Annotated in this window: 12 protein-coding genes and 1 riboswitch; of the genes, 4 read left to right on the top strand and 8 right to left on the bottom strand. The window is 39.3% G+C overall.

The annotated features are described in order from the left end of the window. Nucleotides 1-11 precede the first annotated feature (11 nt). The 7 genes from AC4PHI_RS02990 to AC4PHI_RS02960 form a co-directional block, all read right to left on the bottom strand. Nucleotides 12-1,370: an aspartate ammonia-lyase gene (locus AC4PHI_RS02990; RefSeq protein WP_492200841.1), complete on the bottom strand. Its 1,359-nt coding sequence runs from the start codon at nucleotides 1,368-1,370 to the stop codon at nucleotides 12-14. Nucleotides 1,371-2,888: 1,518 nt separating this feature from the next. After that, a complete protein-coding gene (locus AC4PHI_RS02985; RefSeq protein WP_492200840.1) occupies nucleotides 2,889-3,626 on the bottom strand; it encodes an ABC transporter ATP-binding protein in 738 nt (245 codons plus the stop codon). A 5-nt stretch (nucleotides 3,627-3,631) separates the two neighbouring features. Then, nucleotides 3,632-4,630 (bottom strand): ABC transporter substrate-binding protein, encoded by a 999-nt coding sequence (locus AC4PHI_RS02980; RefSeq protein ID WP_492200839.1) that lies wholly within the window; start codon nucleotides 4,628-4,630, stop codon nucleotides 3,632-3,634. 10 nt (nucleotides 4,631-4,640) lie between these two features. Further along, nucleotides 4,641-5,405 carry an ABC transporter permease gene (locus tag AC4PHI_RS02975; protein WP_492200838.1) on the bottom strand — a complete coding sequence of 255 codons (765 nt, stop codon included), beginning with the start codon at nucleotides 5,403-5,405 and terminating at the stop codon, nucleotides 4,641-4,643. After that, the gene (locus AC4PHI_RS02970) at nucleotides 5,374-5,670 is read right to left on the bottom strand and encodes a thiamine-binding protein (protein ID WP_492200837.1); all 297 of its coding nucleotides are present in this window, start codon (nucleotides 5,668-5,670) and stop codon (nucleotides 5,374-5,376) included. The genes AC4PHI_RS02975 and AC4PHI_RS02970 overlap by 32 nt, the downstream gene beginning before the upstream one ends. 83 nt (nucleotides 5,671-5,753) lie before the next feature. Further along, nucleotides 5,754-5,850: riboswitch (TPP riboswitch) on the bottom strand. A 349-nt stretch (nucleotides 5,851-6,199) separates the two neighbouring features. After that, nucleotides 6,200-6,973 carry an ABC transporter ATP-binding protein gene (locus AC4PHI_RS02965; protein ID WP_492200836.1) on the bottom strand — a complete coding sequence of 258 codons (774 nt, stop codon included), beginning with the start codon at nucleotides 6,971-6,973 and terminating at the stop codon, nucleotides 6,200-6,202. A 303-nt stretch (nucleotides 6,974-7,276) separates the two neighbouring features. Then, nucleotides 7,277-8,599 (bottom strand): 6-phospho-beta-glucosidase, encoded by a 1,323-nt coding sequence (locus AC4PHI_RS02960; RefSeq protein WP_492200835.1) that lies wholly within the window; start codon nucleotides 8,597-8,599, stop codon nucleotides 7,277-7,279. A gap of 232 nt (nucleotides 8,600-8,831) precedes the next feature. Between AC4PHI_RS02960 and AC4PHI_RS02955 the strand changes: the two genes are divergently transcribed. The 4 genes from AC4PHI_RS02955 to AC4PHI_RS02940 all read left to right on the top strand — a co-directional run bounded on the left by AC4PHI_RS02955 (nucleotide 8,832) and on the right by AC4PHI_RS02940 (nucleotide 12,156). Beyond that, nucleotides 8,832-9,584, top strand: a complete 753-nt coding sequence (locus AC4PHI_RS02955) for a MurR/RpiR family transcriptional regulator (protein WP_492200834.1) — start codon at nucleotides 8,832-8,834, stop codon at nucleotides 9,582-9,584. A gap of 41 nt (nucleotides 9,585-9,625) precedes the next feature. Beyond that, the gene (locus tag AC4PHI_RS02950; RefSeq protein ID WP_492200833.1) at nucleotides 9,626-10,633 is read left to right on the top strand and encodes an alpha/beta hydrolase; all 1,008 of its coding nucleotides are present in this window, start codon (nucleotides 9,626-9,628) and stop codon (nucleotides 10,631-10,633) included. A gap of 106 nt (nucleotides 10,634-10,739) precedes the next feature. Then, nucleotides 10,740-11,396, top strand: a complete 657-nt coding sequence (locus tag AC4PHI_RS02945; RefSeq protein ID WP_492200832.1) for an ABC transporter ATP-binding protein — start codon at nucleotides 10,740-10,742, stop codon at nucleotides 11,394-11,396. Continuing rightward, entirely contained in the window at nucleotides 11,374-12,156 is a 783-nt protein-coding gene (locus tag AC4PHI_RS02940; protein WP_492200831.1) for an ABC transporter permease, read from the top strand. The genes AC4PHI_RS02945 and AC4PHI_RS02940 overlap by 23 nt, the downstream gene beginning before the upstream one ends. 102 nt (nucleotides 12,157-12,258) lie before the next feature. Here the strand turns inward: AC4PHI_RS02940 and AC4PHI_RS02935 are convergent, their stop codons facing one another. Beyond that, complete coding sequence (locus AC4PHI_RS02935; protein WP_492200830.1) at nucleotides 12,259-14,898, bottom strand: ABC transporter ATP-binding protein/permease; 2,640 nt, start codon at nucleotides 14,896-14,898, stop codon at nucleotides 12,259-12,261. Between the last annotated feature and the right edge of the window lie 19 nt (nucleotides 14,899-14,917).

Here is a 14,917-nt window from a genome sequence, read left to right as displayed (position 1 = left end):
TTCCTTTCCCTTTATTCATAAGAAAGACGATCAAGTATTTCTTCTTTGACTCCCCGTTTACGTGCCGCTTCTCTAATACTCATCCCTGTTTCCAAACTTTCTTGTGCAATGTCTGCCGCCTCTGTGTAACCAATCGTTTCAGAGAGAACGGTAGCCAAGTAGGTGCTGCGTTCCAAATTTTCATGACAACGGGTCTTATCTGCCTGAATACCGTCCACACAATTCACCGTGAAAGTATGGATGCCATTGGTCAGCAGTTGAAATGATTCTAACAATTTATAAAAAATCACCGGTTCGAAAGCATTCAGCTCCAGCTGTCCTGCCTCCACTGCCATGCTGATTGTCGTATCATTTCCAGCCACCACAAAAGCACATTGTGTCAAAACTTCCGGAATGACCGGATTGATTTTTCCCGGCATAATAGAAGAACCATTTTGTCTAGAAGGAATGATGATTTCTCCGATTCCCGCCCGCGGTCCTGAAGAAAGCAGCCGGATGTCATTGGCTACCTTTGATAAACTTAAAGCAATGGTTTTCAGCACACTTGAGATAACAAGAAAACAATCGATGTTTTGTGTCCCGTCTACCAAATCTTCTGCAATAGTCAACTTCTCACCAGTAATGTCATTTAAAATCGGTACAACAGTTTCAGATAATAAAGGATCTGCCGTGATTCCAGTACCGATTGCCGTTCCCCCCAGATTGATACTCTCCATCTCATAGACAGCGGCTTTCAAGCGTTTGATCCCTCTTTTTGTCACCGAATGATAAGCATGGAATTCCTGTCCTAAAGTCAAAGGTACCGCATCACTCAACTGTGTACGTCCTAGTTTCAGGATATCCTTGAACTCTTCTGATTTATTTTTAAAGCTGCGGCTCAACTCTTCCAACTGTTCCAGTAACAAGGGAATCTGCTTCAAAATCGTCAGCTTGCCGGCAGTGGGAAAAACGTCGTTTGTTGATTGCCCCATGTTCACATCATCAATAGGATTGAGAATTGAGAAGTCTCCCTTTTCTCCGCCCAAAAGTTCGATTCCCCGATTGGCAATCATTTCATTGATATTCATATTGCTGCTAGTACCCGCTCCCCCCTGGATAGGGTCCACAATAAACTGATCGTGAAATTGTCCTTCAATGATTTCATCGGCCGCTTTTGTGATTGCAGTCATTTTTTCCTCACCCAACAAACCTAACCGGTAATTGGCAAGAGCTGCCGCTTTTTTTACTTGGGCCAAACTCTGGATAAAATCAGGGGAAAACGGCTGACCTGTAATATCAAAATTTGTCTTTGCCCTTAATGAATGTACCCCGTAATAACTATTCTTAGGAACTGCTAACTCTCCAACACTGTCTCGTTCAATTCTGCTCATCTAATCTCTACCTCTTTGTCTTTTATTTTTCCGGCGATTCAACTTAGGCTCCTTAAAAACACATAATCATTTACGATTGCTATCTTTTATAAAAAAAGTCCGACAATAAATTTAAAATGATTCCCAAAAGTCTGATAACGCTTTATTTTATTATACCATTATCCTTGACATAGGCTAATACTTTTAGTGATTTAGAGAGGGATATTAATGAAACTTGATAACTTTTCTTTTTTTAAGCAGTTATTTTTATTTTTCTAATAAGCACAAAAAAAGAATGCATCCCGCCTTGCGCCACGGATGCATCCCCCAGTTAAAAAAAATACATAATTATCATTTTGATCTGCCTGTCTGCTTTAGCCTCACCTCCGTTATCTATCTTCAATTCAAAATAAAGGACTCTGATATTTGTTGGGAATGTCATGAAGTCATGTAATGTTATTTTGGGGACATCACATGGCAGTGTGTATCAGAAGTGTTGAGGGGAGTCGACAATGATACAACTGCCCCTTTATTTTGAAAAATAGCCAAAATCTTTCTTGTTTGTCAAATTCACTCGAAAAGCTGGCCACTGTATTGAAAACTATCCCGTTTGACCATCAGTTTTAATCGTCAGGTGTTTTCGTGTTCTCCCTTGCAGCAAAGCTTTTCTTATTATGAAAACATAGAAATCCATTAATCATTTTCTACGTTAAATAAAATTAAAATAACAACTATACATCATTTTGAATTAATCACTATCACAGAGCATATTTTTTAGACTTCAGCAAACTGATCGTACATTTTCTGAAATAACCTTTGTGTTTTTTCTAAAAAAACCTTCTCAAAAAATGTTTCTCGCCAAAAGACAATGGATTAAAACCAAACATATCCCTGTCATTAGTTGTTTAAACTATCATATAAAAATAAAACAAACGAATAAAAATAAATATGTAATTTTTCTATCCACGATATTTACTTTCCAATAAAGCTCATGTTGCCGTCTTAATTTTTTACATTTAATAATAATATTTATCGAAATTAAATAACAATTTTTGTTGACTTTTATAAAATATACTATTTGATGTGATTACGCAACAATTTTCATCAAAATTGGCAATTGTTTTATCAAAGCTTAATCTTTTTGTTAAAATCTTTAATTTATTGTAATTAAAATAGGAAATCCGCCTTGACCATTTTCACATCATTCTATCCTAATTGAGCGTAAAATAAAAAACACTGTGGCAGTGTTTTTTATTTTACGTTTTTGCACCATGTTTTAATTCGTCAGTGGTGGTTTGATGATAGTGCCCAATCGTTTGCCCGTTTCACTATTGAATATACCGTCCTAATGCAGAGTTCAATAAATCAGTTTTCTTCAAAGGTGCGATAGTCATAGTTTTATCTGTGGGTATTATTCTAGCAAGAACTATGATAAAAATTTCTCTCATTGCTGACCAGATATTACAATGATAGATGAATTTTACCTTAGCGTTTTTTGTTTATTTAGAGTGGCTAACTTGACTTTCCAACTCACTCTCTTTACTTTAATTTTTCCAACAAATGTTTTTTATATTTTAGAAAATCAGTAGTTACAAGGAAGTTGACATTATTTTTACTATTTGAATCAATATCTAATGATTCAATATTTTCTTTTTGAGTCCCATTTAATATATAGATTCGATCTGATAATTTAATCGCTTCGTCAATATCATGGGTGATAAAAAGAGTTGTTAATGCAAGTTTTCTGTGTATATTGAGATACCATTCGTGAATTTCATTTTTAGTAAAAGTATCCAAAGCACTAAAAGGCTCATCCAATAAAATAAGATTGGATGAAAACAGATAAGTCCGCAATAGTGCGATTCTTTGCCGCATTCCTCCAGAAAGTTCAATTGGGGAAGCCTTGTTGACACTGAGTAAATCGAATTCCATAAGAAGTTGATTTGCTTCTTGAAGTGCTTCTTTCTTCTTAACTCCTTGTAAAATCAGCGGCAAGGCTATATTTTCTTCAATCGTTTTATAAGCAAGCAGTAAATCTTTTTGCAACATGTAAGAAACTTTTCCTGGCCGATTGACTATTGATTCACCGTCAAGCAGCACATCACCACTGCTTGGAGTCAGTAAGCCGGCAATAATATTAAAAAGCGTTGTTTTTCCCACGCCGCTTGGACCAATAATACTTACAATCTCATGCTTATTAACATGAAGATTTAGATGGTGCAAAACATTTTTTCCTGAAAATGCTTGCGATACATTTATGACTTCCAATTTAACCATTCTGCTCACTCCGGCAAATAATCATTCGTAAAGCCCGTATTTTCAGGAATTTCTTTTTCTATTAATTGATTGTCACCTAGCCAATTGTAAAAAGCGTTCCAGCGTTGCGGATTGATGTACCCCCACTGTTTTTCATCTGCAAGATATTGTTTAGACAACCATTTTTGACTTGCTAAAACCAAATCTTCATTTAATTCCGGTACTTCTCCTGTTAAAATAGACGCTGCTTTTTCTGGAGAATCGACCGCAAATTTATAACCTTTTGCAGCAGCTTTCAAGAATTTCTTTGCCACATCTTTCTTTTCTTCCAAGAAAGAATTATTTGAAATAATTACAGGGGTATAATAGTCAAAAACTGGATTTAAATCTTTAAAATAGAAGTAATCAGTTGGAACATTTTCGCTTTCAGCGGAAACACCGCCCCAACCATAGAAAACCCAGATTGCATCAGCCTGTTTTTCCTTCAAAGCCAGCGGTTCATCTACAATATTATTCGGTATCAAATTGACTTTTTCAAATTTTCCACCATCTTTTTCCATTACGTTAGCAATGGTTGCTTGTTCAACTGGTGAATCCCATGTAGCATAAGTCTTACCTTCCAACCCTTTAGGTCTATCGATTCCCTCACCTTTACGAGATATAATTCCAGACGTATTATGCTGCAAAATAGTTGCTACTGCAGTGACAGGCAAGGGATTGTCAGAAGCATAATTAGGGGCTAAAGAGTCTTGAGCAGTGATGCCAAATTGAGCTTTTCCACTTGCCACAATTGTTGAGGCATCTCCATCAGAGGGCTGGACAATCTCAACATCTAAACCTTCTTCTTTAAAATACCCTTCCTGTTGTGCAACATATAATCCCGTATGGTTGGTATTAGGCGTCCAATCCAAAACAAAAGTGATTTTTTCTAACTTCTCACTTTCTGCCTCGTTTTTTTCATTATTGCATGCTGTTAAAACAAATAAACTGCTTAATACAACTAATACTTTCCATTTCAATTTCATTTTTCTCCTCCTAAATTTCTTCTTTCCACGGCATAGTCAACTTTTCTGTTAAGTTAATCAATGCCATTAATAGCAAACTTATTAATGATATCAAAAAAATCACCGCAAACATCTTATCGAAATCATAAGATTTCCGTACTCGTGTCATGTATACTCCTAATCCCTCAAAGCCCCCCAGCCACTCTGAGATTACTGCACCAATCACTGCATAAGTCACCGCAATTTTTAAAGCAGAAAAGAAATCACCTAAGCTCGCTGGAATCTTGATGTGCCAGAAAATCTGTCTGCGATTTGCTCCCATTGAATATAGCAGGCGAAGTTCGTCAGGATCAACAGATGAAAAACCATTTAACATCGCCACCGACACTGGAAAGAATACGGTAATGACAATCAAAACAATTTTTGGCATAATACCAAAACCAAACCAAATTGTCAGTAGAGGTGCAATAGCGACTGTTGGAACTGTTTGAGTTAAAACTAGCAGAGGATAAACTATTTTTTTTATTTTTTCAAAGTTATCCATAAAGATTGCAACTGCAATCCCCAATGACATTCCAAATAATAATCCTAATAATGCTTCTATCAAAGTGATTCTAGAGTGAAACATTAACAAATCAAAGTCATTAATGAATGCCTCCCCTACTTGTAAAGGGGATGGCAGCATGAATAGCGGAATCAACCCTAGTGAACTGACACCTTGCCATAGCAGCAACAGAACGAGAACTGAAACACCAGAATAAATATTAATGTTCGTGTTTCTTCGTTTTTTCTTCAATCCCTAGCACATCTCCTTCAGGTTTGTAAACAATTTTTACATAAGCAGATACACCGGGAGCACCAGCTTCAATAGCGATTAATTGACAATTTTTAACAACTTCCATCAACTCATCATAACTGCCCTCAATACTGGTTTCAAACGCACCAACCTGATAGGTCAAACCAGTGCCGGCTATATAATTAATCACTTCATCTACAACTCGGACAACTTCTTTTTCTCCTTCTACTTTTGGTAACACTTGAATGGCAATACTTGCTTCCATTTTTCTCCCTCTTTTCTTAAAAATAAAATAAAAAAAGACATTTTCTCCAAATAGAGAAAATGCCTAAAATAACCTGAAAAAATGCGTATTTTTGACATGCTCCCTACGCTGGTCTTAACCAACAGGTTCAAAGGGTCAGGTTTTACCTTCTCAACGCTTCGCGTCCCCCTGCATAATTTTCAATTAGAGAAAGCGTACACTCTTTTTTTGTTATTGTCAATAGTCCATATAACATTGATACACTTATTAATCATCATGTTATTTCATGATCGGGCGTTTTAAAAAAACAAGTAATATTTCGTGATTTTTTAGTTTCAAGATTTTCTGGAGCACTTCTTCTCCCTGAATTTCAATATTAAGTTAGCCGCTTAGGTAAAATATCCCTGCGATTTTTAGTTCCCACCATGATAAAAACCCTCTGCATTGCTGAGTAAATACTTCAATAATCTATGCATTTTACCACGGTTTTTTATTTGTTTTAGGACAGCTAACTTTATTTTACAACTAACCCTGTTCTTTTCAAACGGTACTATTCCAGTGAAATCGTCAACCTATTAGGGGCAATTTCTACAACGTTCACCTTTTCGTCGTAAAATTTACTTAACAGCTCCGGCTGGAACATTTTTTTCCGTTTGCCCTTGGCGAAAATCTCCCCTTCTTTTAGCAATAATATATTTTCAAAAACTTCCGGAATTTCTTCGATGTAGTGAGTCACGAAAATCAAACCGATATCAGATTGATTTTGGCCAATACGGTCAATCCTTTTCAGAAGCGCATCACGGGCAAATAAATCCAAACCATTGCACGGCTCGTCAAAAACAAGCAAGGCAGGATTTGCCATCAATGCCCGTGCAATCAAAACCAGCTGCTGCTCCCCCTGCGAAAGAATGCCGTATTTTTTGCCGATTAAGTGTGCTCCCCCACACTGACTAAGAGTCTGTTTCGCCAAATCTTTTTCTTCCTTAGTGGTGGGAACCCATACACCGATGCTGGCAAACTTGCCGCTCAATACGATTTCTTCAGCCAAATCTTGAGACCGCAGCTGTTCCTGTAAATCAGAACTAATCCAGCCGATATTTTTTCGCAGTTCCGGGATGGAAGTTTGACCAAATTTATGATTTAAAACAGTCAGTTCTCCCTCAGAGGGCCACAAATACCCGTTTAGCATTTTTAACAGTGTCGTCTTGCCTGAACCATTAAGACCCAAAATTGCCCAATGCTCTCCTTTTTTCATCTGCCAATCGATGTCTTTTAAAATGAGCTCATTGCCTCTCGCAAAAGAAACTCCCTTAAATTCAAACATTTAATCACCCTCTTCAAATTTTCTCATCTGATTTTCATTTTACCATTAATTTGTGGGCGATAATAGTCTAGAAAACATTAGAGAGAATTAACGCAAGCCAGTGCTAAGTATTTTACCGTTAAAAAGTTCCAAACTTTCTGAATATTTTTTTGATTTTCGAAAAAAACAGCCGGGTACCCGGCTGTTTTAGTATGGCTCTATAATATTTGGTGTTGGTAGAAAATTTTCAACTTTTCCCTATTCAATCAAATCTTTTCGGCTGGATTTTCTGTTTTCTCAACACTGATTCACCAGTTCTTGGGCTTACTCACCAAAGAAAACAGGCAAATATTTTTTGTGCGCTTCCAGCAGCTCTTCCATAACTTCCAGAGCAATGTCCCCGCTGGTAATCAAAGGATTCATCATGAACGCCTGAAGCAATGTGCCTCTGTCCCCCGTGACAGCCGCTTCGATTGTCAACTGCTCCATCGCTTTCATGACTTGCAGCAACCCCCGCTGTTTTGGTTCAAAACTGCCAAAGTTAAACGGTACTGCGCCTCTGCCTGTGATGAGAGAAGTGACCTCCACCGCACAGTCATCAGGCAAATCAGTGATTGTCCCGTTGTTCAACGTGCTGACGGTCATGATTTTCTGCTTGTCGTTGTAGATGGAACTAATCACTTCGCAAGCGGCGTCGCTGTATCGGGCACCGCCCCGCTCTGCCAACTGTTTAGGCTTATAGTCCAACTTAGGATCTTGGTATAATTCAAACAATTCTGCTTCGATTTTCTTGACTTTTTCTGCCCGTGTGCCATTTGCTTTAAAGTCTTCCAATTCTTCTGCCAACATTTTGTCTGTGTAGTAATAGTAATTGTGATAAGGGCAAGGAACCATGTGCAGATTGGCCACTTGCTCATAAATCAACCTGTTATCTTTTATATTGGCCACAATGGACGGATTATTTTCTTTCCCGTACATCAGGCGGATTAATTCATCTGTGCGATTATTTCCTTTTTTGTCCACCGCTGTATGCCAGTGCAAATGGTTGATACCGGCAAAATGGAAAAAGACATCTCCAGGATTTTCTCCCAAGAGTTCTGTTTCTTCTACGACAGCATTCACAGGAATGTTGCATAGTCCGATAACTTTGTCCCATTGACCGTAACGCAAGACCGCTTCGGTCACCATTCCAGCCGGATTAGTAAAGTTGATCAGCCAAGCGTCAGGACAAAGTTCTTTCATGTCTTCGACGATGGACAAAATCACTGGAATCGTCCGTAAAGCCTTAAAAATCCCGCCTGCTCCATTGGTTTCTTGTCCGATCATCCCATGACTCAATGGAATTCTTTCATCTAAAATACGAGCATCAAGCAAGCCCACTCTCAATTGTGTGGTAACAAAATCTGCATCTTTTAATGCTTCCCGCCGGTCCAATGTCAAATGAACGTCGCAGGGGATTCCCGCAGCTTTAACCATCCGTTTAGCCATTTCTCCGACGATAGACAGCTTTTCCTTTCCTTCTTCGATATCTACCAGCCATAACTCTGAAATGGGGAATTCATCATAGCGTTGAATAAACCCTTCCACAAGTTCTGGTGTATAACTTGAGCCGCCGCCGATTGTGACCACTTTTAATTTTTTTGCCATCCCTGCATCCCTCTTTCATCTAAAAGTTTACTTTCCTTCACTATATCTTTCATAGCGTTAACTGTAAATACTTTGAGGGAAAAACGGAGTGTGTTACATTTAAAGTGAAAATTCACATAAATAAAACAAGACGTTACATTCAAACTTGACTGACTCACTCTGTTTTTTTATAATCAGAAGAGAGAAAGACCCTTCAAAATTTATAAAAATACTGACGAAAGGAGGGAGAACTTTGCTGTTTCTGCCTCATAAAGTGGAACTGAGAAATGTGGAAATCGAGATTTATAACTACATTGCAGCCAACATTGATAAAGTCATCTATATGCGTATCAGAGACTTGGCTAGTGCAACACATGTCAGTACCACCACCATTTTGCGTTTTTGCAAAAAATTCGAATGTGAAGGCTTCACAGATTTCAAGTTGAAATTACAGCAATACGTACAAGAACAAGCAGAAAAACACCGGGACATTCAAAGAGTGGACGAAATGCCTTATATCGATTTTTTAAGGCGAACCACCAATGACAGCTTCCAGCAAAAAATTGCTGAAGCAGCACAGGTTTTGCTTGGAGCCGACTTGGTGCTTTTCGTAGGTATAGGAGCTTCGGGAACAATTGCGGCGTATGGCGCGATGCTGTTTTCTTCGATGTTTACGCTGGCTTTGCCTATTGCTGATCCTCTCAACACACCGCTGACCAATATTTCACGTGAGATGAACAAGCGGATTTGTTTAGTTTCTCTTTCTGTATCGGGAGAAAATAGAGATCTTATCGATTATATCAATCAGTTAAAAATCCATCAGGCAAAAATCATTTCCATCACCAACAGCGCTAATTCAACAATTTCAAATATGTCAGATGTGAATATCCCATATTATACCGGCACAGAAATGTTTCAGGACACAAATATCACTTCCCAGCTGCCTGTGACTTATATCTTAGAAATTTTAGCAAAACGGGTTTACAATGATAAACATTCTTCCTAATCTAACACAGCACCCATCATATTATTTCAGGAGTTTTTATTATGCCTAATTTGATTCTTTTTACTTCCAGCGTTTTTTTGCTGACAGCAATCATTGTGTTGAGTGTGACTTCTTCATTGACATTGTCGGTGAGGGTTCTTGACTTTTTCTTCCGGCTGACCAAAAAAATCAGCTGCCCGGAAAGATTCCAGCTTGAACAGAAAAAAGTCAACAAAATTTCTGATGTTCCGTATACTTCCCAATTCAATAACCACCGGGCCGACATTTATTATCCTGAGGGAGAAGGCCCCTTTCCGGTATTGTTTTGGATTCACGGCGGCGGGTTTGTTTCCGGTAAAAAAGAAGATGTGGAAGAATTTTCTGTGTATTTGGCTAATTCAGGAAAAATAGCCGTCGTGGCTATGGGCTACGAGTTGGCTCCCAGCTCTGCTTATCCCGGACAGCTGAAGCAGACAAAAGAGATGGTCGATTGTTTTTATCAGCAGCAGGAGAAATTTCCAATGCTTGACTTTTCACGCCTGCTGTTTGGGGGAGATTCTGCCGGCGCCCAAATCGCAGCTCAATTCCTCATTACCCAGACTAATCTTCCCTATGGCAATCAAACCGGAATTCCCCAAGTGATTCCCGCTCAAGCCATAAAAGGAGCCATTTTGTGTTGTGGTCCTTACGAATTAAAACAACTGACAGAAAGACACGGCGTTTCATTCATTCAAAAATTTTTAGCCGACACTGTGGCATGGGCATTATTAGGCACGAAAAAATGGCAGCAGAAACCGGAGCTTTTCGAAGCTTCTCTATTAGACAAACTTACAAAAGATTTCCCGCCTTCTTACGTGACGGACGGCAATACTTTTTCTTTCAGCGAACAGGGTATGGCGTTTGCACAGACCCTTGAAAAATTAAATGTGCCTGTGACTTCGCTTTTCTTCGAAGATTATAGAAAACCAGTGAAACATGACTACCAATTTGATTTCACTACCCAAGAAGCAAAAGACAGCTTTGCGAAAACTCTTCAATTTATTGACAAAGTTTTGGAAAGGAAGGTTTAAATCGCTACACCTTTTTCTGCCCCCAAGCCTTGCCTAACATCCATTGATTGTTTTATCTGACAGCGGCTATAATAAACTCTGTCACACTCAGGAAAGGAACAAACAAATGCCTATTTTAAGCCTTGAAGATGTATCATTTGAAGTAAAACAGCAAAAAATATTAAAACAAATCAATCTGTCTGTAGACGAGGGAGCCTTTTTGACCTTGACTGGTCCTTCCGGCAGCGGAAAAAGTACGTTGCTAAAACTCATAGCTTCCCTTATCACACCGACCAGCGGCAAGATTTTATTTAACGGTCAGCTTCAATCTTCGTTCCAGCTGACCGACTATCGCCAACAAGTGTCCTACTGTTTTCAACAGCCGGCCCTTTTCGACACTACCGTCAAGGACAATCTGGCCTTCCCTTTTTTAGTCAGAGATAAAGCATTTGATCTGGAAAAGGTAGAAGAACATCTGGAACTGGTCAACTTGTCTACGAGTTTTTTGGATAAAAAAATCACGGAGATTTCCGGCGGAGAGAAACAGCGGGTTGCTTTGATCCGCAACATCTTATTTTTGCCAAAAATACTTTTACTGGATGAGGTGACCGCAGGATTGGATGAAAAAAGTAAAGACATCGTTCTGGAGCTTATCCGTATCATTCATGAAAAGGGCATCACTATTCTCCGAGTGACCCATGATGAAACTGAAATCCAGAACGCCCAGCACCTTATCACTATCAAGGAAGGAGAGATTTTTGATGAATCAGCTGGCAGTAAATAATCTTTCCCTTGTGTTGGCATTCGCCCTAGTGTTAATGTCTGTTTTTGTAAGCAGCAAGGAAAAACTAGGCCTTTCAAAAGATATTTTTTACAGTATTTTCCGGGCAGTCATTCAACTTTCGATTATCGGCTATGTGCTGACTTATATTTTTCAGCTGAACAATCTTATTCTTACCTCAGCCATGAGTTTGTTCATCGTAATCAACGCCGCATGGAATGCCTATAAAAGAAATCCCAGTACCAAAAAAAATTACTGGCATTCTTTTTCAGCCATCTTTATCAGTACCTATGTCACATTAGGTATTTTAGTTTTATCGGGAGCTATACGGTTTATCCCTTCCCAAATCGTCCCTATCAGCGGTATGATTGCCAGTAATTCCATGGTGGCAATAGGTTTATGCTATCGCAGTTTGAACAAACAGTTCCGCGACCAGCGCCAGCAAGTGCTGGAAAAGCTGGCCCTTGGTGCTACAATCAAATTGGCTTCTCTGCCGATTTTAAGAGAGAGCATCAAAACCGGCATGCAGCCCACCATTGACTCTGCAAAAACGGTGGGGCTTGTCAGTCTTCCCGGTATGATGTCAGGTCTTATGTTTGCCGGTGTGGACCCTCTCCATGCCATCAAATATCAAATCATGGTCACTTTTATGCTTTTGTCGACCACCAGTCTAGGCTCGATTATTGCAGGATACCATGCTTACAAAAATTATTTTAACCATGACCTTCAGTTGCTAGATGAAGACGAGGAAAAAAATGAATAGATAGTCAAAAACTCACTTGAAAGTAGGGGACATCCCATGTTTTCAAGTGAGTTTATTTGTGCTGTCTATAACAGTTTTATCTTTTCGAAGATGTTTTCTATTTTATTCTGTCCGCAATGCTTCCACCGGATCTTTTTTAGCTGCCACTTTGGCCGGGATAAAGCCGGCGACCACTGTCAAAATAATACTGATGACAATCAAACCTACCCCTCCGTATAACGGTAAGGCAGAAATATCAGAAACCCCTACTAAAGATTTGATGACCATGTTGATTGGGATGTTCAAGGCAAGGGTCATTAAAATTCCGATGATGCCCGCAGCAAATCCTTCAATCACTGTTTCAGCGTTGAACACTCGCGAAATATCCTTTTTGGAAGCCCCGATACTTCTTAAAATACCGATTTCCTTCGTTCTTTCGAGAACGGAGATATACGTGATGATACCAATCATGATTGAAGACACCACCAGAGAAATCGCCACAAAAGCAATCAAAACATAAGAAATGATATCAATCACCGAGGTCATCGAAGCAATCATCACTCCGACAATATCAGTGTAATTGATGACATACTCGTCGTGTCCGGCTTTTTCTTGTTTGTCATTGTAGGCTTTAATCAAATCCTGGAGTTCTTCTTTTGATTCGAAATCTTTCGGATAGAGCTTGATGCTGCTGGGATTATCCAAATCAACGAGTCCCAATGTGCTGATGTTCGTATCATAAGTCACTTCTTCATCAAAATTGCTGGCCAGCTGTTCTGTCATCATGGCGATAACTTCTTCTTCCGGCATCATCTGCATCATCGTCTGTGCTTGTTCTTGTTCTCTCTGAGGCAAAGTTGCTACATATTGCTGCACATCTTCCATGGTCAGCTCTTTAGTGTATGTTTCTTTGTCAAAAGATTTGCCAGTGAAAACATTTGTTTCCTGATCCGCCAACTGGGCTTGGGCAACTGCACTGGCCCGGTTGTTCTCAATGACAAAGTTTGTCAATTCTGTCAGATACCCCACCGAACCGCTGATCGAAGTAGAGGTTACTTCCTCTTTCTGACGAATAATTCCCACGATTTTGATTTCGGTTCCTTGGGCAATCAGCTCTTTCATATAGTCGATGTCCTCTTTTTTATCGAGCCACCTGCCTTCTTCTTCCACATAATAATCCGTATTCAGAACCATTTTAAAACGGGTCTGCAATATCTCATCATAACTTAAAGAGACAACTTCCGATTTAGTTTTAATATCTTCTTTTCCTTCTTTGATTTCTTTGACTGTTTCTTCCAACTCAGTGCTGTCCATCAATCCAAGAGAATATAAAACTGAATCACTGACTTCATTATTTTTATCAATCACCAACACGACTTCGTTAAACTCTTTGGGCCAGCTCCCCTTTAAAACATCGTACTGAGACTCCAGCAGTTGGGGATTGTCTATCAACTCTTCCCAAGTTTGGCTGCCCGGCACTGCCACGCCCCCAGTCATGTTAGCCTCGCCGCTTCCTGTCATAGGACTGTTGAATCCCAATTTTTCATAAATGTCGCTGGGATTGACTTGCAAAATCTTCTCATCTGTATCAGCTTGGAAAATTTGCGGCTGGACATCGTAACCGTATTTGATTGAATTCGTCAACTCTTTGAAATCTTTAGAATCTTCGATGTGTGCTTTGAATTGTTTTAAATCATTATTGGACAACTGCTCAGACATCGCGTTGACCATATTGGTGGTGATGTTATTGGAATAAATTTTGTCCAGCTTATGATCCACACCGCTTTTATTATTAGCTTCCATCATGGACCCCATCATACTGGCGATATCGACCGACTGACTTTGGATATCAATAGGGTAATTGGATAAGGTGTCCTCCTCCATACTGGAAATATAGGATTGCATACCGCTGGATAAAGATAAAATCAGGGCAATCCCGATGATTCCGATACTGCCTGCGAAAGCCGTCAACAATGTCCGCGTCTTTTTTGTCAGCAAGTTTTTAAGACTTAAAGACAAGGCTGTCATAAATGACATGGAGACTTTCTTTTTTTTATCTTTTAATTGGGATTCTGATTCGTCTATTTTATAGGAGTCGCTGTCGCTTACGATGGAACCGTCAAGCAGGCGGACAATTCTGGTGGAATATTCTTCTGCCAAGTCAGCATTGTGAGTGACCATGATGATCAAGCGATCCTTGGCGATTTCTTTCAACAATTCCATAATCTGGACACTGGTTTCAGAATCCAAGGCACCAGTAGGTTCATCTGCCAACAAAATTTCCGGGTTGTTGACCAGTGCTCTGGCAATTGCCACCCGCTGCATTTGTCCCCCGGACATCTGATTGGGTTTTTTATTTAGCTGATCGGATAAACCAACCTTTTCCAAGGCTTCGACTGCTCTTTTTCTTCTCTCTTCCCTTGACACACCAGCCAAAGTCAACGCAAGTTCTACATTAGACAAAACTGTTTGGTGAGGAATCAAGTTATAACTTTGGAAAACAAAACCGATGGAGTTGTTGCGGTAAATATCCCAGTCGGCATCTTTGTATTCTTTCGTTGATACCCCGTCGATGATTAAATCACCGCTGGTATAGCGATCCAAACCTCCGATGATGTTCAGCATGGTGGTTTTACCGCAGCCGGAAGGACCTAAAATAGACACAAATTCACTTTTCCTAAAAGATAAATCAATTTCTTTTAAAGCTTCTACTTCTGTATTGCCGGTTTCATAAACTTTTCTAATATTTTTTAATTGGAGCATGTTATCTTCCCTTTCCACT

This window comes from Vagococcus sp. QWL-13 (assembly GCF_058683555.1).
This window is presented reverse-complemented; position numbering and strand designations above follow the sequence as displayed.